The 19,534-nt window shown below is 58.9% G+C and carries 18 protein-coding genes; 12 read left to right on the forward strand and 6 right to left on the reverse strand.

What is annotated here, in order from left to right:
• Positions 1-15: 15 nt before the first annotated feature.
• The 3 genes from CI807_RS11050 to CI807_RS11060 form a co-directional block, all read right to left on the reverse strand.
• On the reverse strand, positions 16-1,644 hold the full coding sequence (locus CI807_RS11050; RefSeq protein ID WP_016976243.1) for an ABC transporter substrate-binding protein: 1,629 nt from the start codon (positions 1,642-1,644) through the stop codon (positions 16-18).
• Between the two features lie 258 nt (positions 1,645-1,902).
• A complete protein-coding gene (locus CI807_RS11055; RefSeq protein WP_095014698.1) occupies positions 1,903-3,504 on the reverse strand; it encodes an ABC transporter substrate-binding protein in 1,602 nt (533 codons plus the stop codon).
• 90 nt (positions 3,505-3,594) lie between these two features.
• Entirely contained in the window at positions 3,595-4,308 is a 714-nt protein-coding gene (locus tag CI807_RS11060) for an SIMPL domain-containing protein (protein ID WP_095014699.1), read from the reverse strand.
• Between the two features lie 205 nt (positions 4,309-4,513).
• On the opposite strand from CI807_RS11060, the gene CI807_RS11065 reads away from it, so the two are divergent.
• The 3 genes from CI807_RS11065 to CI807_RS11075 all read left to right on the forward strand — a co-directional run bounded on the left by CI807_RS11065 (position 4,514) and on the right by CI807_RS11075 (position 8,161).
• Positions 4,514-5,776, forward strand: a complete 1,263-nt coding sequence (locus tag CI807_RS11065) for an ATP-binding protein (protein WP_016976240.1) — start codon at positions 4,514-4,516, stop codon at positions 5,774-5,776.
• Positions 5,769-6,329, forward strand: a complete 561-nt coding sequence (locus CI807_RS11070; RefSeq protein WP_003171731.1) for a response regulator transcription factor — start codon at positions 5,769-5,771, stop codon at positions 6,327-6,329. The genes CI807_RS11065 and CI807_RS11070 overlap by 8 nt, the downstream gene beginning before the upstream one ends.
• Before the next feature lie 110 nt (positions 6,330-6,439).
• Complete coding sequence (locus tag CI807_RS11075) at positions 6,440-8,161, forward strand: ABC transporter ATP-binding protein/permease (RefSeq protein WP_095014700.1); 1,722 nt, start codon at positions 6,440-6,442, stop codon at positions 8,159-8,161.
• A 65-nt stretch (positions 8,162-8,226) separates the two neighbouring features.
• Here CI807_RS11075 and CI807_RS11080 read toward each other — a convergent pair whose 3' ends face one another.
• Entirely contained in the window at positions 8,227-8,664 is a 438-nt protein-coding gene (locus CI807_RS11080) for a YhcB family protein (protein WP_003171734.1), read from the reverse strand.
• A 147-nt stretch (positions 8,665-8,811) separates the two neighbouring features.
• Between CI807_RS11080 and CI807_RS11085 the strand changes: the two genes are divergently transcribed.
• The 3 genes from CI807_RS11085 (at position 8,812) to zapE (ending at position 11,995) form a co-directional block, all read left to right on the forward strand.
• Positions 8,812-9,441, forward strand: coding sequence for an alpha/beta hydrolase (locus CI807_RS11085; protein WP_016976238.1), 630 nt, complete (start codon positions 8,812-8,814; stop codon positions 9,439-9,441).
• A 24-nt stretch (positions 9,442-9,465) separates the two neighbouring features.
• Positions 9,466-10,821: a tryptophan--tRNA ligase gene (locus CI807_RS11090; RefSeq protein WP_095014701.1), complete on the forward strand. Its 1,356-nt coding sequence runs from the start codon at positions 9,466-9,468 to the stop codon at positions 10,819-10,821.
• A 79-nt stretch (positions 10,822-10,900) separates the two neighbouring features.
• Positions 10,901-11,995, forward strand: a complete 1,095-nt coding sequence (gene zapE, locus CI807_RS11095; RefSeq protein ID WP_095014702.1) for a cell division protein ZapE — start codon at positions 10,901-10,903, stop codon at positions 11,993-11,995.
• Positions 11,996-12,115: 120 nt separating this feature from the next.
• Here zapE and CI807_RS11105 read toward each other — a convergent pair whose 3' ends face one another.
• On the reverse strand, positions 12,116-13,036 hold the full coding sequence (locus tag CI807_RS11105) for a GlxA family transcriptional regulator (protein WP_174555873.1): 921 nt from the start codon (positions 13,034-13,036) through the stop codon (positions 12,116-12,118).
• 220 nt (positions 13,037-13,256) lie between these two features.
• Between CI807_RS11105 and CI807_RS11110 the strand changes: the two genes are divergently transcribed.
• Entirely contained in the window at positions 13,257-14,393 is a 1,137-nt protein-coding gene (locus tag CI807_RS11110; protein WP_095014703.1) for an acyl-CoA dehydrogenase family protein, read from the forward strand.
• Between the two features lie 105 nt (positions 14,394-14,498).
• Here the strand turns inward: CI807_RS11110 and CI807_RS11115 are convergent, their stop codons facing one another.
• The gene (locus tag CI807_RS11115) at positions 14,499-15,539 is read right to left on the reverse strand and encodes an NADP(H)-dependent aldo-keto reductase (RefSeq protein WP_017138269.1); all 1,041 of its coding nucleotides are present in this window, start codon (positions 15,537-15,539) and stop codon (positions 14,499-14,501) included.
• Between the two features lie 248 nt (positions 15,540-15,787).
• Between CI807_RS11115 and rplM the strand changes: the two genes are divergently transcribed.
• From rplM to CI807_RS11140, 5 genes are all read left to right on the forward strand, one after another.
• The gene (gene rplM / locus CI807_RS11120; protein ID WP_003188508.1) at positions 15,788-16,216 is read left to right on the forward strand and encodes a 50S ribosomal protein L13; all 429 of its coding nucleotides are present in this window, start codon (positions 15,788-15,790) and stop codon (positions 16,214-16,216) included.
• A gap of 14 nt (positions 16,217-16,230) precedes the next feature.
• Entirely contained in the window at positions 16,231-16,623 is a 393-nt protein-coding gene (rpsI, locus tag CI807_RS11125) for a 30S ribosomal protein S9 (RefSeq protein ID WP_002555064.1), read from the forward strand.
• Positions 16,624-16,889: 266 nt separating this feature from the next.
• Positions 16,890-17,486 carry a ubiquinol-cytochrome c reductase iron-sulfur subunit gene (gene petA / locus CI807_RS11130; RefSeq protein WP_095014704.1) on the forward strand — a complete coding sequence of 199 codons (597 nt, stop codon included), beginning with the start codon at positions 16,890-16,892 and terminating at the stop codon, positions 17,484-17,486.
• Positions 17,486-18,697, forward strand: a complete 1,212-nt coding sequence (locus tag CI807_RS11135) for a cytochrome bc complex cytochrome b subunit (protein WP_032877803.1) — start codon at positions 17,486-17,488, stop codon at positions 18,695-18,697. Before petA ends, CI807_RS11135 begins: the two co-directional genes overlap by 1 nt.
• Positions 18,697-19,476, forward strand: coding sequence for a cytochrome c1 (locus tag CI807_RS11140; protein WP_010213166.1), 780 nt, complete (start codon positions 18,697-18,699; stop codon positions 19,474-19,476). The genes CI807_RS11135 and CI807_RS11140 overlap by 1 nt, the downstream gene beginning before the upstream one ends.
• The last annotated feature ends 58 nt before the right edge of the window (positions 19,477-19,534 follow it).

Below are 19,534 nucleotides of genomic sequence, written 5' to 3' on the forward strand. Positions count from 1 at the left end.
CGCCGTCAATGATCCTTACTTGCCGCTGACGCTCACGCCGTAGAAGGAGTTCAAGCCAAACGGGCTGATCTTGAAGTCCTGCACGGTAGAACGCATGGGTTGATACACCGTCGAGTGCGCGATAGGTGTCATCGGGACAGCATCTTTGAGGATATGTTGCGCCTGCTTATACAGCTCGGTGCGTTTGGCGACGTCCGACGTAGCCTTGGCTTCTTTCACGATGCCGTCGAATTTCTTGTCGCACCATTTGGAGAAGTTGTTACCGGACAGCGAATCACAGCCGAACAGCACGTTCAGCCAGTTGTCCGGGTCACCATTGTCACCGCTCCAGCCAATGATCATGGCCTGGTTCTCGCCACCTTTGGAGCGTTTGATGTACTCGCCCCACTCGTAGCTGGTGATCTTCACGTTCAGACCGATCTTCTTCCAGTCGTTCTGCAGCATTTCAGCCATCAGCTTGGCGTTCGGGTTGTACGGACGCTGAACCGGCATGGCCCACAGGACGATTTCAGTCCCTTCCTTGACGCCCGCTTCCTTGAGCAGCGACTTGGCTTTCTCAGGGTCGTACTTGGTGTCCTTGATGGTGGTGTCATAGGACCACTGGGTCGGAGGCATGGCGTTGACGGCCAGTTGGCCGGCGCCCTGGTACACGGAGTCGATGATCTGCTGCTTGTTCACCGACATGTCCAGCGCCTGGCGTACGCGCAGGTCGGCCAGCGGGTTTGGCTGGTCGCTGCCCTTGACCTTGTCCATGACGTTGTAGGCGATGTAGCCCAGGTTGAAGCCGGCCTGGTTCGGCATTTTCAGGTCTTTGTCTTCGCCCAGCGCCTTCAGGTCGGCCGGACGTGGGAACAAGGTGATCTGGCATTCGTTTTTCTTGAGCTTCTGGATACGTACCGACGGGTCGGTGGTGATGGCGAAGATCAGGTTGTCGATCTTGACGTCTTCAGGTTTCCAGTAGTCTTTGTTGCCGGTGTAACGGATGTTCGAGTCTTTCTGGTAGCTCTTGAACACAAACGGGCCAGTGCCAATCGGCTTCTGGTTGATATCCGTGGCCTTGCCTGCTTTCAACAGCTGGGCGGCGTATTCCGCTGACTGGATCGAGGCGAAGCTCATTGCCATGTTCTGGATGAAAGCGGCGTCCACGGTGCCAAGGGTGAACTTGACGGTGTGATCATCGACTTTTTCGATGTTCTTGATGTTGGTGTCCATCCCCATGTCCGTGAAATACGGGAACTCGGTGGGGGCGGCTTTGCGGAATGGATCGTCCTTGTTGATCATGCGGTTGAACGTGAACAGCACGTCATCGGCATTGAAGGTACGGGTCGGCTTGAAGTACGGGGTGGTGTGGAACTTGACGCCATCACGCAGGTGGAAGGTGTAGGTCAAGCCATCCGGGGACACGTCCCAGCTGGTGGCCAGCCCAGGAACCACAGCAGTGCCGCCGCGTTCGAACTGGGTCAGGCGGTTGAACATGGTTTCGGCCGAGGCATCGAAGTCTGTTCCGGTGGTGTACTGGGCCGGGTCAAAACCCGCCGGGCTCCCTTCGGAGCAGAACACCAGGTTAGTCGCCGCTTGGGCGAAAGGAGCTGCGGCCATAAGGCCAGCGCTAACAATTAACGGAATGACTGCGTGTTTAAGCATGTTGGCCTCATGATTTGTTGTCATTTTTGGTGGTGAGGGCGACCTCGTGAGTCGGCCTGCGGATACTTATGCAGGCGCCATACCCATTGCAAGATGCGGAACCGTTACGAAGGTAAAACAGTGGTACGAACGTACAGGAATGTCGCAATTATGAAAGTTTGTACATATTTGCGCATATTTCGAGGGTTTTTTCGGTGCAGGAGGCGCACCAAAAATGACCAACCGAGGCGTCTAGCGCACTCGGTTGGGGCGTTGCTGTTACTTATCTAGACTCACGCCATAGAACGGCGTCAGGCCGAAGGGGCTGATCTTGAAGTCCTTGACTTCCTTGCGCAGTGGCTGGAAAACCGTCGAGTTCGCAATGGGTGTTATAGGTACTTGTTCCTTAAGGATTTTTTGTGCTTGCTGATACCACTTGATGCGTTGCTCGCGATCATTGCTGACCTTGGCTTGCTGCACCAGCTTGTCGTAGGTCGGGTTACACCATTTGGCGTAGTTGCTGCCCTTGACCGCAGCACAACTGTAGAGCACGCCGAGCCAGTTATCCGGGTCACCATTGTCACCGGTCCAGCCATAAATCATGGCGTCATGTTCGCCGTTTTTGGCGCGCTTGATGTATTCGCCCCATTCATAACTGACGATATTGGCCTTGATGCCGACCTTTTCCCAATCCTGCTGGATCATTTGTGCCGACATGCGCGCGTTCGGGTTGGACGCGCGTTGTACGGTCATTGCCCACAGGTTGAGGGTGGTACCGGGTGCAACCCCTGCTTCTTTTAGTAGCGCTTTGGCCTTGGTCGGATCGTAGGGCGCGTCCTTGATGCTCGGGTCATAAGACCACTGCGCAGGCGGCAGGGCATTCTGCGCCAATTGTCCGGCGCTCTGGTACACAGCCTTGATGATCGCAGGCTTGTCGATGGCCATGTCCAGCGCCTGGCGCACCTTGAGCTGGTCCAGCGGCGGGTGGGTCACGTTGTAGGCCAGGAAACCCAGGTTGAAACCGGCTTGTTGCAAGACACGCAGGTTCGGGTCCTGTTTCATCACCTCGATATCCGCAGGGCGCGGGTAGCCGCTGACCTGGCATTCGCCGGCCTTGAGCTTTTGCAGGCGCGACGCAGCGTCTGGCGTGATGGCGAACACCAGGTTGTCGAGCTTCACATCTTCGGGTTTCCAATACTGTTTATTGGCTACGTAGCGGATCTGCGAATCCTTCTGGTAGCGCTTGAACACGAATGGCCCGGTGCCCACCGGTTTCTGGTTGATCTCTTCGGCCTTGCCTTGCTTGAGCAGTTGCGCGGCGTATTCGGCGGACTGCACCGAGGCGAAGCTCATGGCCAGGTTCTGCACGAACGACGCATCGACGTTATTCAGGTTGAAGCGCACGGTGTGTTCGTCGAGTTTGTCGACGCGCTTGATCGTGGTGTTCAAGCCCATGTCGGTGAAGTACGGCGACTCGGAAGGGTAGGCCTGGCGAAACGGGCTTTGCGCATCCAGCAGGCGATTGAAGGTAAACAGCACATCGTCCGCGTTGAAGTCGCGGGTAGGGGTGAAGAAGTCGGTGGTGTGGAGCTTGACGCCATCGCGCAGGTGGAAGGTGTAGGTCAGGCCGTCTTGGGAGATGTCCCAACTCGTCGCCAGACCTGGCTCGACTTCGGTGCCGCCGCGTTTGAACTGGGTCAGGCGGTTGAACACGGTTTCGGCAGACGCATCAAAATCGGTGCCGCTGGTGTACTGGCTGGGGTCGAAACCAGCGGGGCTGGCTTCGGAGCAGTAGACCAGGGTGCTGGTGGCGTGGGCCAGTGGCATAAACGCCAGCAGGCCGGCAGCGAGGAGGAGCGGTTTTAAGGCGATTCTTTCCATGGAGACCCCTGAAGTGGCAGGCATATATAAGCTGCCCAAACGAAAACGGCGCTACCGAGGGTAACGCCGTTCAGGTCTATCAGGTAGGGGTCACGGCATCTGCACTTCAATCACGCCATCGGCGCTCATATTGACCTGGCTGGTGCCGGCTTCCACTTCAGGTGTCGGTGCCGAATCCGCCATGGCGGCTTTCATCATCATGCCGCCACGGGCGTAGGGCTGTGGATAACCATTGGTGTTGAAGTTCAGGTTGACGATCTTGTAGCCCTTGCCACCCAGCGCATCGGTAGCTAGTTGCGCACGTGCCTTGAAGGCGGTGACCGCGTCCTTGAGCAGCGCATCTTCGCTGGCCTTGCGGGTGGTGTCGGCGATAGCGAAGTCCATGCTGTCCATTTTCAGGGTATTCAGCAGTTCACCGGTAAGCTTGGACAGTGCCGGAAAGTCCGCGCTTTCCAGGCGCAGTTCGGCGCGTTCGCGCCAGCCGGTGATCTTCTGGTTTTTGCTGTCGTAGATCGGGTAGCTGTTGCGGCTGCCCTGGCGCAGGGTCACGCCTTTGACTTCTCGCGCCTGGCCCAGCGCCTTGTTCATGGTGGTGGTGATTTCAGCGGCGAGCTTGGCCGGGTCGCTGTTCTGGGATTCGGTGTACAGGGTCACGATCATCTTGTCGCGGGCCACCTCCTGGCTGACCTCGGCGCGCAGGGAAATCTGGTTGTAGTTCAGTGCGTCGGCGGCCAGTGCTGGCAGGCTGACCAGGGTGCCGACGCTGAGGGTGAGGGCGGCTGCACTGCGAGTGAAACGAGACATGGAAGCTCCTTGAGATAGTCGTGTTGGGTATGACTGTAGACGGTGGCATCGGGTTCTTCGGGTTTACACATTAGCTACAAGTTGTGGTGATGCCGACGAACGGTCGTTTGCCCGGCCTGCGGCAAAGAGCCACACGCGCCGTGCCAGCCCGCCTGCTTCGTTTATACTCCTGCCGATCCGCCTGCAGCGCTCACCGGGAGAGCACATGCTCGCCGCCGTAAAACTGACTTCCGCCACTCGCCAGAACCTCTGGCGCCTGACGTTCATCCGTACCCTGGTCCTGGCCGCACAGGCCGGCTCCGTCGGGCTCGCCTATTGGTTCGACCTGCTGCCGCTGCCGTGGCTGCAACTGGGTGTGACCCTCGGTTTCTCCACCGTGCTCTGTGTGTTCACCGCGATCCGGTTGCGCACTACCTGGCCGGTGACCGAGCTGGAATACGCCCTACAGTTGGCCTGCGATCTGTTTATCCACAGTGTGTTGCTGTATTTCTCCGGTGGTTCCACCAACCCGTTCGTTTCTTATTATCTGGTACCTCTGACCATCGCTGCGGTGACCTTGCCGTGGCGTTATTCGGTGGTGCTGTCGGGCATCGCCTTGACGCTCTATACCTTGCTGCTGGCACGGTTCTACCCGCTGCAAACCTTCCCGATCGCCCGGGAAAACCTGCAGATCTACGGGATGTGGCTGAGTTTCGCCCTGTCCGCTGCGGTAATCACCTTCTTCGCCGCGCGCATGGCTGAAGAGCTGCGCCGCCAGGAAGAGCTGCGCGCCATCCGCCGTGAGGAAGGCCTGCGCGACCAACAACTATTGGCCGTCGCCACCCAAGCCGCTGGTGCCGCCCATGAGCTGGGCACACCCCTGGCCACCATGAGCGTGCTGCTCAACGAAATGACCCAGGACCACCACGACCCGGCGCTGCAAGAAGACCTCGGCGTGCTGCGTGAACAGGTCAAGCAGTGCAAGCAGACCTTGCAGCAACTGGTGCGCGCCGCCGAAGCCAATCGTCGCCTGGCGGTTGAGATGCAGGACGTGACCCAGTGGCTCGACGAGGCCCTGAACCGCTGGCACCTGATGCGGCCCGAAGCCAGTTACCGCTTCCACCTGCTGGGCCAGGGCAGCGTGCCGCGCATGGCACCGCCACCAGACTTGACTCAAGCCCTGCTAAATCTGCTGAACAACGCCGCCGACGCCTGCCCCGAAGGCCTGGGCGTACAGTTGGACTGGGACGCCGAAGACGTGACCATCAGCATTCGCGACCACGGCGCGGGCGTGCCGCTGGCCATTGCCGAGCAGATCGGCAAACCTTTCTTTACCACCAAGGGCAAAGGCTTCGGTCTGGGCCTGTTTTTGAGCAAGGCCAGCGTGACCCGCGCGGGCGGCTCAGTGAAGCTCTATAGTCATGAGGAAGGTGGCACGCTCACCGAGCTGCGCCTTCCCCGTGTCGCACGAGGAGATATCGATGAGTGACGAGATCCAAGTCGAAGGCGAAGAACTGCCGCACCTGTTGCTGGTAGATGACGACGCCACCTTTACCCGCGTGATGGCGCGCGCCATGAGCCGTCGCGGTTTCCGCGTGAGCACTGCCGGTTCTGCCGAAGAAGGCCTGACCATCGCCCAGGCCGACCTGCCGGACTACGCCGCGCTCGACCTGAAAATGGACGGTGACTCCGGCCTCGTGCTGCTGCCCAAACTGCTGGAACTCGACCCGGAAATGCGCGTGGTGATCCTCACCGGTTACTCCAGCATTGCCACCGCCGTCGAGGCGATCAAGCGCGGCGCCTGTAACTACCTGTGTAAGCCGGCAGACGCCGACGACGTACTGGCCGCGTTGCTCTCCGAGCACGCCGACCTGGACACCCTGGTGCCGGAGAACCCGATGTCGGTGGACCGCCTGCAGTGGGAGCACATCCAGCGCGTGCTGACCGAACACGAAGGCAATATCTCCGCCACTGCCCGTGCCCTGGGCATGCACCGCCGTACCTTGCAGCGCAAGCTGCAGAAGCGTCCGGTACGCCGCTGAGGCTGATCTGAACAACAGCTGAACAATCTCCTTCAGGCCGCACGGAGCCTCGAACCGATCAACTATGATCGGTTCGAACGCCTGTCACATTTTCTTACAGAGCCTGAACGATGAATCAGAACGCTGAGTATTCCGCGGTCAACGACGCGGTGCGTGGGCAATTTTTACGGCGGGTGTGGGGGTTGATCACGCCTTACTGGCGCAGCGAAGAAAAGGCCAAGGCCTGGCTGCTGCTGTTGGTAGTGCTGGGGTTGTCGCTGTTCAGTGTCGCCGTGTCGGTGTGGTTCAACAGCTGGAACCGCGATTTCTACAACGCGCTGGAAAACAAGGATTACGACGCCTTTACCCATCTGCTGATGTACTTCAGCGTGATTGCGGTGGTGTCGATCGTGACCGGTGTGTTCACCTCCTACCTGCAACAGATGCTCACCATCCGCTGGCGCCGCTGGCTGACGGAAACCTACTTCGCCCAATGGCTGGGCCATAAGAATTACTACCACCTGGAATACGGCGGCTACACCGACAACCCCGACCAGCGTATCTCCGAAGACCTCAACGCCTTTACCAGCAGCACCCTCACGCTGGGCTTGGGCTTTATTGCCAACCTGGTGAGCCTGGTGTCGTTCTCGGTGATCCTGTGGGGCGTGTCTGGCAGCATCGAAATCTGGGGCATTACCATTCCCGGCTACATGTTCTGGGCAGCGCTGATCTACGCGGTGATTGGCAGTTGGTTGACCCACTTGATCGGTCGAAAACTGATCGGCTTGAGCAATCGCCAACAACGCTTTGAGGCTGACTTGCGTTTCAGCCTGGTGCGCGTGCGGGAGAATGCGGAAAGCATCGCGCTGTTCAATGGCGAGCCCAATGAACATCAGCAATTGAGCGCACGGTTCGGACGGGTGTGGAGCAACTTCTGGAACATCATGCAGCTCAAGAAGCGCCTGAATTTTTTTACTAGCGGTTACTCGCAGATTGCGATCATCTTTCCCTTTGTGGTCGCGGCGCCACGTTACTTTTCCGGCAAGATCGAATTGGGCGTGCTCATGCAGGTGGCCCAGGCGTTTGGCAGTGTGCAGGGCAGCCTGAGCTGGTTTGTCGACGCCTATACGCTGTTGGCCAGTTGGCGCGCTACCTGTGATCGTTTGCTGAGTTTCGGCCAGGCTATGCAGGACAACGAAAGCCGCACCATGGGCATTGGTTTGCAGCATCAGGGCGACGACTTGCAGGTCAAGGACCTGAGCTTGGACCTGGCGGACGGTCGGCATTTGTTGCAAGGCGCCGACCTGACAGTGGCGGAAGGCGAGCGCCTGATGCTCAGTGGGCGTTCCGGCAGTGGCAAGTCGACCTTGCTACGCGCCATGGGCAACCTGTGGCCCAACGGCCACGGCAATATCCGCCTGCCGGCCGAACGTTATCTGTTCCTGCCGCAAAAACCTTACCTGCCGATTGGCACGCTAAAGGCGGTGTTGAGTTATCCACAGGACGCCAGCGTCTACCCGGCAGAACGTTATGCACAGGTCCTGGAAACCTGCCGCCTGCCGCATCTGGTGGGCCGGCTGGAGGAGGCCAATCACTGGCAACGCATGCTCTCGCCGGGCGAGCAGCAACGCCTGGCCTTTGCCCGCGCGTTGCTGTTCGCGCCGCAATGGCTGTACATGGACGAAGCCACGTCGGCCATGGATGAAGAGGATGAAGCGACGCTGTATCAGGCGCTGATCGATCAGTTGCCGGGGCTGAGCATCGTCAGCGTCGGCCATCGCAGCAGCCTCAAGCGTTTCCATGGGCGACATGTGCGGATTGAGGGGGGGATGTTGCAAGAACAGCCGGTGTAAACGCCAGCCAACAAAAAGCCCGGCTGATCATCGATCAGCCGGGCTTTTTAGTGTTTGAGGATCAGTTACTTCTTCAAACCGTAATGCTCATCCAGCATGCCTGGGGCGTTCGGCGTTTTTGGCGCGTAGTCCCGTGGTGGCTCCTGGTTTTCCCGTGGCGGGGTCAGGCGTTCCCGTGGGGTTTGCGGTGCATCGGAATGCAACGCGGCCAGCAGGCGCTGGCGGGTGATGTCGTCGAGTGCCAGGCGGTTTGCGCCATCGGCGAGGTGATCCTGTACTTCCTGGTAGCTCTGGGTGAGCTTCTTGACCAGGGTCGCGGTGCTGTTGAAGTGGGTAACAACCTCGTTCTGATAACTGTCAAAACGTTCCTGGATGTCATCCAACTGACGCTGCGTGCGGTTAGGCGCGGCATTCGGCAGCAAGCGAGCAACCAGGAAACCAATGGCGACACCGGCAACCAGGGCAAGAGTCGGCAACAACCAAACTAAGAGCGAGTGTTCCACGAGTCCTTCCTCTATAAACGGCTTTGCTTTACGTTAACGGCTCAAACCTGCGCTGTATACCGCGATTAAGCTCGCAATGATGCCATGCACAGACTTTTAGCTAGACGAGTCGACCCATTGAGAGGTCACGGAGTTCATCTCTTGCTCATGCGTGAAACCCCTGTTTTGATCGATGGCCCGGTAGGCCAATTGGAAGCCCTGTACCTGGATCACCCCGAGCCACGTGGCCTGGCGCTGATCTGCCACCCCAACCCGGTGCAGGGTGGGACCATGCTCAATAAAGTGGTATCGACCCTGCAACGCACCGCCCGCGACGCCGGATTGATTACCTTGCGTTTCAATTACCGTGGCGTTGGCGCGAGTGCCGGCACCCACGACATGAGCACCGGTGAAGTGGACGATGCCGAAGCGGCCGCCACCTGGCTGCGGGAAAAACACCCGGATCTGCCGATCACCTTGCTCGGCTTTTCCTTCGGCGGCTACGTCGCTGCCAGTCTCGGCGGGCGCCTGGAAGCCAAGGGTGAAAAACTGTCACATCTGTTCATGGTTGCCGCAGCGGTGATGCGCCTGCGCGATACCGATGCGCTGCCCCAGGGTTGCCCATTGACCTTGATCCAGCCGGAAACCGACGAAGTGGTCGACCCACAGACCGTCTACGACTGGTCTGCCGCCCTGAAACGCCCCCATGAGCTGCTGAAAGTGGCAGAATGCGGACACTTTTTTCACGGCAAGCTCACCGATCTGAAGGATCTGGTGCTGCCGCGACTTTCGAATTGATAGCAGTCTGATAAGCGATTACCCATGACGACTCGTACCCGTATCCTCACCGGCATCACCACCACCGGCACGCCGCACCTGGGCAACTACGCCGGTGCGATCCGCCCGGCGATCCTCGCCAGCCAGGACGCCAACGCCGACTCTTTCTACTTCCTGGCTGACTACCACGCCCTGATCAAGTGCGATGACCCGCAGCGTATCCAGCGCTCGCGCATGGAAATCGCCGCGACCTGGCTGGCCGGTGGCCTGGATGTGAACCGGGTGACCTTCTACCGCCAGTCGGACATCCCGGAAATCCCCGAGCTGACCTGGCTGCTCACCTGCGTTGCTGCCAAGGGCCTGCTCAACCGCGCCCATGCGTACAAGGCCTCGGTGGACAAGAACGTGGAGGCCGGCGAAGACCCGGATGCGGGCATCAGCATGGGCCTGTACAGCTACCCGGTGCTGATGGCGGCGGACATCCTGATGTTCAACGCACACAAGGTGCCGGTCGGCCGTGACCAGATCCAGCACGTGGAAATGGCCCGTGATATCGGCCAGCGTTTCAACCATCTGTTCGGCAACGGTAAAGAATTCTTCACCATGCCCGAGGCGCTGATCGAAGAAAGCGTCGCGACCTTGCCGGGCCTGGATGGCCGCAAGATGTCGAAAAGCTACGACAACACCATCCCGTTGTTCACCAGCGCCAAGGACATGAAGGATGCGATTTCGCGCATCGTCACCGACTCCCGCGCGCCGGGCGAAGCCAAGGACCCGGACAATTCGCACTTGTTTACCCTGTACCAGGCGTTTGCCAGCAAGGCCCAGGAAGAAGAATTCCGCGCCGAACTGCTGCAAGGGCTGGGCTGGGGCGAGGCGAAGAACCGTCTGTTCCAACTGCTGGATGGCCAATTGGGCGAGGCCCGCGAGCGTTACCATCAACTGATGTCGCGTCCGTCGGACATGGAAGACCTGCTGCTGGTCGGTGCCAACAAGGCCCGTGCCGTGGCGGCGCCGTTCCTGGCCGAGCTGCGTGAGGCTGTGGGCCTGCGTTCGTTCGTCAATCAAGCCGCAGCGCCAGTCGCGACCAAGAAGAAAGCCGCAAAAGCCGCGCGTTTCGTGAGCTTTCGCGAGGACGACGGCAGCTTCCGCTTCCGCCTGCTGGCGGCCGATGGCGAGCAACTGCTGCTGTCGCGCAGTTTTGTTGATGGAAAAATGGCAGGTACTTTTACCAAGCTCCTCCAGTCGGGTAAACCGATGGAAGTGCGCGTCGAAGGCTTGAGCTTTAGCGTATGGCTCGATAACACTGCCGTCGCTGACAGCCCGCAGTTCGCCGACGCCGCTTCCCGCGATGCGGCCATCGAAGCCCTGCGCATCGCGTTGACCCCCCTCGAGGATTAACCCGACCAAGGGTTGATTGCCATTATCCAGGGCCGTCGTTACAGTGACGGCCCGTTTTTGTTGCCTTGCTAACGAAATTATGACGCCCCTAGAACGATATCAAGCTGATCTGAAACGCCCTGAATTCTTCCATGACGCGGCCCAGGAAAATGCGGTGCGTCATTTGCAGCGCCTGTACGACGACCTGGTCGCGGCCTCGCAAAGCAAGCCAGGGATGTTCAGCAAGCTGTTTGGCAAGAAAGACCACACCCCGGTCAAAGGCCTGTACTTCTGGGGCGGTGTAGGGCGCGGCAAGACTTATTTGGTCGACACCTTCTTCGAAGCGCTGCCGTTCAAGGAAAAGGTGCGGACGCACTTCCACCGCTTCATGAAGCGCGTGCACGAAGAGATGAAGACCCTGCCGGGCGAGAAAAACCCGCTGACCATCATCGCCAAGCGTTTCTCCGAAGAAGCGCGGGTGATCTGCTTCGATGAATTCTTCGTTTCCGACATCACCGACGCCATGATCCTCGGCACCTTGATGGAAGAGCTGTTCAAGAACGGCGTGACCCTGGTGGCCACCTCGAACATCGTGCCCGACGGCTTGTACAAGGACGGCCTGCAACGCGCGCGCTTCCTGCCGGCCATTGCGCTGATCAAGCAGAACACCGAAATCGTCAACGTCGACAGCGGCGTCGACTACCGTCTGCGCCATCTGGAGCAAGCGGAGCTGTTCCACTTCCCGCTGAACGAAGCGGCCCACGAAAGCCTGAAAAAGAGCTTCCGCGCCCTCACGCCGGAATGCACCCAGGCGGTGGAAAACGACAAGCTGATGATCGAGAACCGCGAAATCATCGCGTTGCGTACTTGCGATGATGTGGCCTGGTTCGAATTCCGCCAACTGTGCGACGGCCCGCGTAGCCAGAACGACTACATCGAGCTGGGGAAGATCTTCCATGCCGTGATCTTGAGTGGCGTTGAGCAGATGAGCGTGACCACCGACGACATCGCGCGCCGTTTCATCAACATGGTCGACGAGTTCTACGACCGTAACGTGAAGCTGATCATCTCGGCGGAAGTCGAGTTGAAGGACCTGTACACCGGCGGGCGCCTGAACTTCGAGTTCCAGCGCACCTTGAGCCGGTTGCTGGAAATGCAGTCCCACGAATTCCTGTCGCGCGGCCACAAGCCTTAAGCACTGCCTCACTGTAGGAGCGAGCTTGCTCGCGAAGATCGTTAACGATGACACAGGGAATCTGATTCCCCGCGTTGCCCTTGAGTTCTTCGCGAGCAAGCTCGCTCCTACAGGGGTGTTTCAGGCGGCCTGCTGGAATTGCTGCCGATACTGGTTCGGCGACAGTTCCGTGTGCTGCCTGAACAACCGCGCAAAGAAACTCGCATCGTCATACCCCACCTCATAGCTGATGGTCTTGATGCTCTTGCGGCTGCCCGAGAGCAGGCCCTTTGCCGTCTCGATACGCAGGCGTTGCAGGTAATGCAGCGGCTTGTCACCGGTAGCGGTCTGGAAGCGGCGCATGAAGTTGCGGATGCTCATGCCGTGTTCCCGGGCCACGTCTTCGAAGCGGAATTTGTCGGCGAAGTGCTCCTCCAGCCAATGCTGGATTTGCAGGATGATCACATCCTGGTGCAGCTTCTGCCCGCCAAACCCGATGCGGCCCGGTGAATAGCTGCGTTGCACTTCGTAGAGGATATCGCGGGCAACGGCCTGGGCGATGTTGGCGCCGCAGAAGCGTTCGATCAGGTAGATATAGAGGTCGCACGCCGAGGTGGTGCCGCCGGCGCAATACAGGTTGTCGGCGTCGGTGAGGTGTTTGTCCTGGTTGAGCTGAACCTTGGGGAAGCGTTCGCTGAAGGCGTTGAAGAAGCGCCAGTAGGTGGTCGCTTCCTTGCCATCGAGCAGGCCGGCTTCGGCCAGCCAGAACACCCCGGTGGCTTCGCCGCACAATACGGCGCCGCGTGCGTGTTGCTCACGCAACCATGGCAGCACTTGTGGGTAGCGCGTGCACAAGGCGTCGAAGTCATCCCAGAAGGCCGGTAGCACGATGATGTCGGCGTCTTCCAGGCCGCCGTCCACCGGCATGATCACATCGCTGAAGCTGCGTACCGATTGCCCGTCGGGGCTGACCAGGCGCGTTTCAAACGCGGGGGTCAGGCCCAGGCCTTGTTGCTTGCCGTAACGCAGGCTGGCGAGGTGGAAGAAATCCTTGGCTTGCATGAGGGTTGAAGCGAATACCCGATCAATGGCCAAAATGCTGACGCGCCGCAACGGCGTGGAGATTTGGTTAGACATAATTTCATTTATTCTTATAGGGGAAAGTGGTCACCAGACGGCTGGATCGTCTTATTTTTTGTCGCATGTGTCCAGTGTCCCGTGCTGCCTTCGCGGCATAGTCTCTGTGGGCTCGTCCTTGTCCGACAATCCACGCAGGTGACCCATGATTCCCAGAACCTTGTTCAGCCCGGAACACGAACTCTTCCGCGAGAGCGTGCGCACCTTCCTCGAAAAAGACGCCGCGCCGTTCCATGGGCAATGGGAGAAACAGGGCTACATCGACCGTGGTTTGTGGACCAAGGCAGGGGAGGCGGGGATGCTGTGCCCCCACCTGCCAGAAGAATATGGCGGGCTGGGCGCGGACTTTTTGTACAGCGCGGTGGTGATCGAGGAGATCAGCCGGCTGGGGCTGACCGGCATCGGTTTTTCCCTGCATTCGGATATTGTTGCGCCATATATCCTGCATTACGGCAGTGAGGCGCTGAAACACAAATACCTGCCCAAGCTGATCTCCGGTGAGATGGTCACGGCCATTGCCATGACCGAGCCGGGCGCTGGTTCCGATCTGCAGGGGGTGAAGACCACCGCCGTGCTGGACGGTGATGAGTACGTGATCAACGGTTCCAAAACCTTCATCACGAACGGCTATCTGGCCGAGCTGGTGATCGTGGTGGCCAAGACCGATCCCAAGGCGGGCGCCAAGGGCACTAGCCTGTTCCTCGTGGAAGCCGACACGCCGGGCTTCGACAAAGGCAAGCGCCTGGAGAAGGTCGGCATGAAAGCCCAGGACACCTCGGAGCTGTTCTTCCAGGATGTGCGAGTGCCCAAGGAAAACCTGCTGGGCCAGGCGGGCATGGGCTTCGCTTACCTGATGCAGGAGTTGCCGCAGGAGCGACTGACAGTAGCGATTGGTGCCTTGTCGTCAGCCGAGGCGGCGCTGGAGTGGACCCTGGCCTACACCCGCGAGCGCAAGGCGTTCGGCAAGGCGATTGCGGACTTCCAAAACACCCGTTTCAAGCTGGCGGAGATGGCCACCGAGATTCAGATCGGCCGCGTATTCGTCGACAAATGCATGGCGCTGCATCTGGAAGGCAAGCTGGATGTACCCACGGCGGCGATGGCCAAGTACTGGGCCACGGACCTGCAATGCAAGGTGCTCGACGAGTGCGTGCAGTTGCACGGCGGCTACGGCTTTATGTGGGAATACCCAATTGCACGGGCGTGGGCGGATGCGCGGGTGCAGCGCATTTATGCGGGAACCAACGAGATCATGAAGGAGATTATTGCGCGGGCGCTTTGATCCAGGGTGTGGCTGATGACGCCATTGCCGGCAAGCCGGCTCCTACATTGGCAACGTATTCCCCTGTAGGAGCCGGCTTGCCGGCGATAGCGGTCTAAGGATCAATCAAGGCGCTGGGTTCGGGTGATCCTTCTGAATCGCCTCAATCCCTTCCAATACCTCTTTCGACAGTTTCAGATCCGCACTGGCAATGTTGCTATCCAGTTGCTCCAGCGACGTGGCACCAATGATATTGCTGGTCACAAACGGCTGCTGCGTCACAAACGCCAATGCCATCTGCGCCGGGTCCAGCCCATGCTCCCGCGCCAACGCCACATAACGGCTGCACGCCGCTTCAGACTGCGGGTTGAAGTAACGGCTGAAGCGGCTGTATTCGGTCAGCCGCGCCTTGGCTGGGCGTGCGCCGTTTTCATACTTGCCGCTGAGCATGCCGAACGCCAGTGGCGAATACGCCAGCAAACCGCACTGTTCACGGATCGCAACTTCCGCCAGGCCGACTTCAAAGCTGCGGTTGAGCAGGTTGTAGGGGTTCTGGATCGACACCGCGCGGGTCCAGCCACGGGCTTCAGCCAGGGCCAGGAATTTCATGGTGCCCCACGGCGTTTCGTTGGACAGGCCGATGTGGCGGATCTTGCCGGCCTTCACTTGCTCGTCCAGCGCTTCGAGGGTTTCTTCCAGCGGGGTGAGGTCGTCTTCGTCCTTGTGCTTGTAGCTCAGTTGGCCGAAGAAGTTGGTGCTGCGTTCCGGCCAGTGCAGTTGGTAGAGGTCGATCCAGTCGGTCTGCAGGCGTTTGAGGCTGGCATCCAGGGCGTCGACGATGTGCTTGCGGTTGTGGCGCAGATGGCCATCGCGGATGTAGTCGATGGTGTTGCCGGGGCCGGCGATCTTGCTGGCCAGGATCCAGTCGGCGCGGTCGCCACGGCTTTTGAAGTAATTGCCGATGTAGCGTTCGGTGGTGGCATAGGTGTCGGCCTTGGGCGGCACCGGGTACATTTCGGCCGTGTCGAGGAAGTTAATCCCCGCCGCCTTGGCCCGCTCGATCTGCGCGAAGGCCTCTGCCTCGCTGTTCTGCTCGCCCCAGGTCATGGTGCCCAAGGCTATCGCGCTCACGTTCAGATCCGTACGGCCCAGCTGTCGATAATCCATCGGGTACTCCTTCAGGGAAAACAATCATAAAAGCAGGTTGAATTTTTTTTCGCAATCTGCATAATTGCCCACCTCTTTCTGCAGTGGAAGTGATGCGCCGCCTGCCGAAGAATCTTGCCGTTGAACGGACGCGCCGACCCGAGCCCCCGATAGCGTCTGTATCCGGCTGCCTTTGACTTGTCAAAGTACGCACTATTCAGTAAGATCCGCCGTCTAATTTACAGGGCGGCCCCTGAGGCTATTAAAGAATGACAACTTTTACTGCAAAACCGGAAACAGTTCAGCGCGACTGGTTTGTCGTCGACGCCGCTGGTCAGACCCTGGGTCGTCTGGCCACTGAAGTCGCCAGCCGTCTGCGTGGCAAGCACAAGCCTGAGTACACCCCTCACGTTGATACCGGTGACTACATTGTCATCATCAACGCTGAGCAGGTTCGTGTAACCGGCAACAAAGCAAGCGACAAAATGTACTACCGTCACTCCGGTTTCCCAGGCGGTATCAAGTCTTCCAACTTCGAAGGCCTGATTGCCAAGAAGCCTGAAGCCCCGATCGAAATCGCGGTCAAAGGCATGCTGCCTAAGGGCCCACTGGGTCGCGATATGTTTCGCAAGCTGAAAGTCTATGCGGGCGCTGTACACCCTCATGCTGCTCAGCAGCCCCAAGAACTGAAGTTTTAACGGAATAGTTCATTATGTCGGCGACTCAAAATTACGGCACTGGCCGTCGCAAAACCGCAACCGCTCGCGTTTTCCTGCGTCCGGGTACTGGTAACATCTCGATCAACAACCGCTCCCTGGACAACTTCTTCGGCCGCGAAACTGCCCGCATGGTAGTTCGTCAGCCGCTGGAACTGACCGAGACCGTTGAAAAGTTCGACATCTACGTCACCGTTATCGGTGGCGGTGTAAGTGGTCAAGCTGGCGCAATCCGCCACGGTATCACTCGCGCTCTGATGCAGTACGACGAAACCCTGCGTGGCGCTCTGCGCAAAGCTGGCTTCGTGACTCGCGATGCCCGTGAAGTTGAACGTAAGAAAGTCGGTCTGCGTAAAGCGCGTAAGCGTCCGCAGTACTCGAAGCGTTAATTCGCTTTACGTTCCACAAAAACGCCCAGCCTCCTCACGGAGCTGGGCGTTTTTTATTGCCTGCGATTTATGCATAAAAATCGCCGTGACAACTTGCCACATCCGTAGACCCCCTATACTACAAGGCCTGGAGGCTGAGCTCCCGGCAATTCCCTTGTCAGACGTGGGGCTTTTCATTACCATTCGGCAAAATTTTTATAAGTAAAGATTCAACACTTAGTAGACGCCTGATTTAACAGGCCAAAAAGCTGATGGGAGAGGACTGAATGAGCAATGACGGCGTGAATGCAGGCCGGCGTCGCTTCTTGGTAGCAGCCACATCCGTGGTGGGTGCTGCAGGAGCGGTGGGGGCTGCGGTCCCGTTCGTGGGGTCATGGTTTCCCAGTGCCAAGGCGAAAGCCGCAGGTGCACCGGTGAGGGTGAATGTCAGCAAGATCGACCCAGGCCAGCAGATGATTGCTGAGTGGCGCGGTCAGCCAGTATTCATCGTTCGGCGTACTGAGGAAATCCTGGGGAATCTGAAGAAAATCGAAGGTCAGCTGTCTGACCCCGACTCGAAGAATTCCGAGCAACCCGCTTACGTCGATAAGGAAGTTCGCTCGATCAAGCCGGAAATTCTGCTGCTGATCGGTATTTGCACCCACTTGGGTTGCTCGCCTACCTTCCGCCCCGAAGTCGCTCCAGCCGACTTGGGCAAGGACTGGGTCGGAGGCTATTTCTGCCCCTGCCACGGCTCCCACTATGACCTGGCCGGTCGCGTCTACAAGTCACAGCCCGCACCCTTGAACCTGCCAGTTCCGCCGCATCACTACGAGACTGACAGTGTCATTGTCATTGGCGTCGACGAGGGGGAGAAAGCCTGATGAGCAAGTTCATGGATTGGGTGGATGCGCGTTTCCCCGCCACTAAAATGTGGGAGGACCATCTCAGCAAGTACTACGCGCCCAAAAACTTCAACTTCTTCTACTTCTTCGGTTCTCTGGCACTGCTGGTGCTGGTCAACCAGATCGTCACCGGCGTTTGGCTGACGATGAGCTACACCCCATCGGCGGAAGAGGCGTTCGCCTCCGTCGAGTACATCATGCGTGACGTCGAGTACGGCTCGATCCTGCGCCTGCTGCACTCCACTGGTGCGTCGGCGTTCTTTATCGTCGTCTATATGCACATGTTCCGTGGCCTGCTCTACGGGTCGTACCAGAAGCCCCGCGAGCTGGTGTGGGTGTTCGGCATGCTGATCTACCTGGCGCTGATGGCCGAAGCGTTCATGGGCTACCTGCTGCCTTGGGGCCAGATGTCGTACTGGGGCGCCCAGGTGATCATCTCGCTGTTCGGTGCGATTCCGGTGATCGGCAACGACCTGACCCAGTGGATCCGTGGTGACTACCTGATCTCGGGCATCACCCTGAACCGCTTCTTCGCCCTGCACGTGGTGGCCTTGCCGATCGTGATCCTGGGCCTGGTGGTGCTGCACATCCTGGCGCTGCACGAAGTGGGTTCCAACAACCCGGACGGCGTGGACATCAAGAAGCACAAGGACGAAAACGGCATCCCGCTGGATGGCATTCCGTTCCACCCTTACTACACCGTGAAAGACATTGTCGGCGTGGTGGTGTTCTTGTTCGTGTTCTGCTCGATCGTGTTCTTTTTCCCGGAGATGGGCGGGTACTTCCTGGAGAAGCCTAACTTCGAACAGGCCAACGCCTTCAAGACCCCTGAGCACATTGCCCCGGTCTGGTACTTCACGCCGTTCTACGCGATCTTGCGGGCGATCCCCGACAAGCTTATGGGTGTGATCGCCATGGGTGCGGCCATCGCGGTGCTGTTCGTGCTGCCTTGGCTCGACCGCAGTCCGGTCAAGTCCATGCGCTACAAGGGCTGGCTGAGCAAGATCTGGCTGTGGGTGTTCTGCATCTCCTTCGTGATCCTGGGCGTACTCGGTGTATTGGCGCCGACCCCAGAGCGCACGTTGCTGTCGCAGGTCTGCACCTTCCTGTACTTCGCCTACTTCATTCTGATGCCGTTCTACACCCGGCTCGAGAAGACCAAACCGGTTCCGGAAAGGGTGACTGGCTGATGAAAAAGTTATTCGTTGCATTGATGCTTGCGGCCTTGCCGCTACTGTCCTTCGCTGCCGAGCACGGCGGACCGGAACTGGAAAAAGTCGATATCGACGTGTCCGACAAGGCGGCCATGCAGGATGGCGCGCGCACCTTCGCCAACTACTGCATGGGCTGTCACAGCGCCAAGTTCCAGCGTTACGAACGGGTTGCCGATGACCTCGGCATCCCCCATGAAATGATGCTGGAGAAGCTGGTGTTCACCGGCGCCAAGATCGGCGACCACATGACCATCGGCATGAAGCCTGCGGACGCCAAGACCTGGTTCGGCGCAGCACCGCCTGACTTGACCCTGGTGGCTCGTGTACGCGGCACCGACTGGCTCTACGGCTACCTGAAATCCTTCTACGAAGACCCGGCGCGTCCGTATGGCGTGAACAACCGTGTGTTCCCGAACGTCGGCATGCCTAACGTTCTGGTCGGCCTGCAAGGCAAGCAAGTGGTAGGATGCAAGCAGATCCAGGTCGTTGAAGACGGCAAGAAGCAATACGATCCGTTGACCGGCACGCCTTTGACTCATGAAGCGTGCGATCAACTGAAGATAGAAACCCCAGGTTCGTTGACAGACGAGCAGTTCGACGAGAAGGTCAAGAACCTCGTGACCTTCCTGGCCTACTCGGCCAACCCGGTCAAACTGGAGCATCAGCGCATTGGTACCTATGTGCTGCTGTACCTGGCCTTCTTCTTCGTATTCGCCTATCTGCTCAAACGCGAATACTGGAAGGATGTGCATTGATCCAACCGTAAGCAATTGCTGTTAATCTTGCGCGCCCAGCGGCATCTCTGAATACGTA

The organism is Pseudomonas sp. NS1(2017), assembly GCF_002269425.1.
In the GTDB taxonomy this organism is placed as follows: Bacteria; Pseudomonadota; Gammaproteobacteria; order Pseudomonadales; family Pseudomonadaceae; genus Aquipseudomonas; species Aquipseudomonas reactans.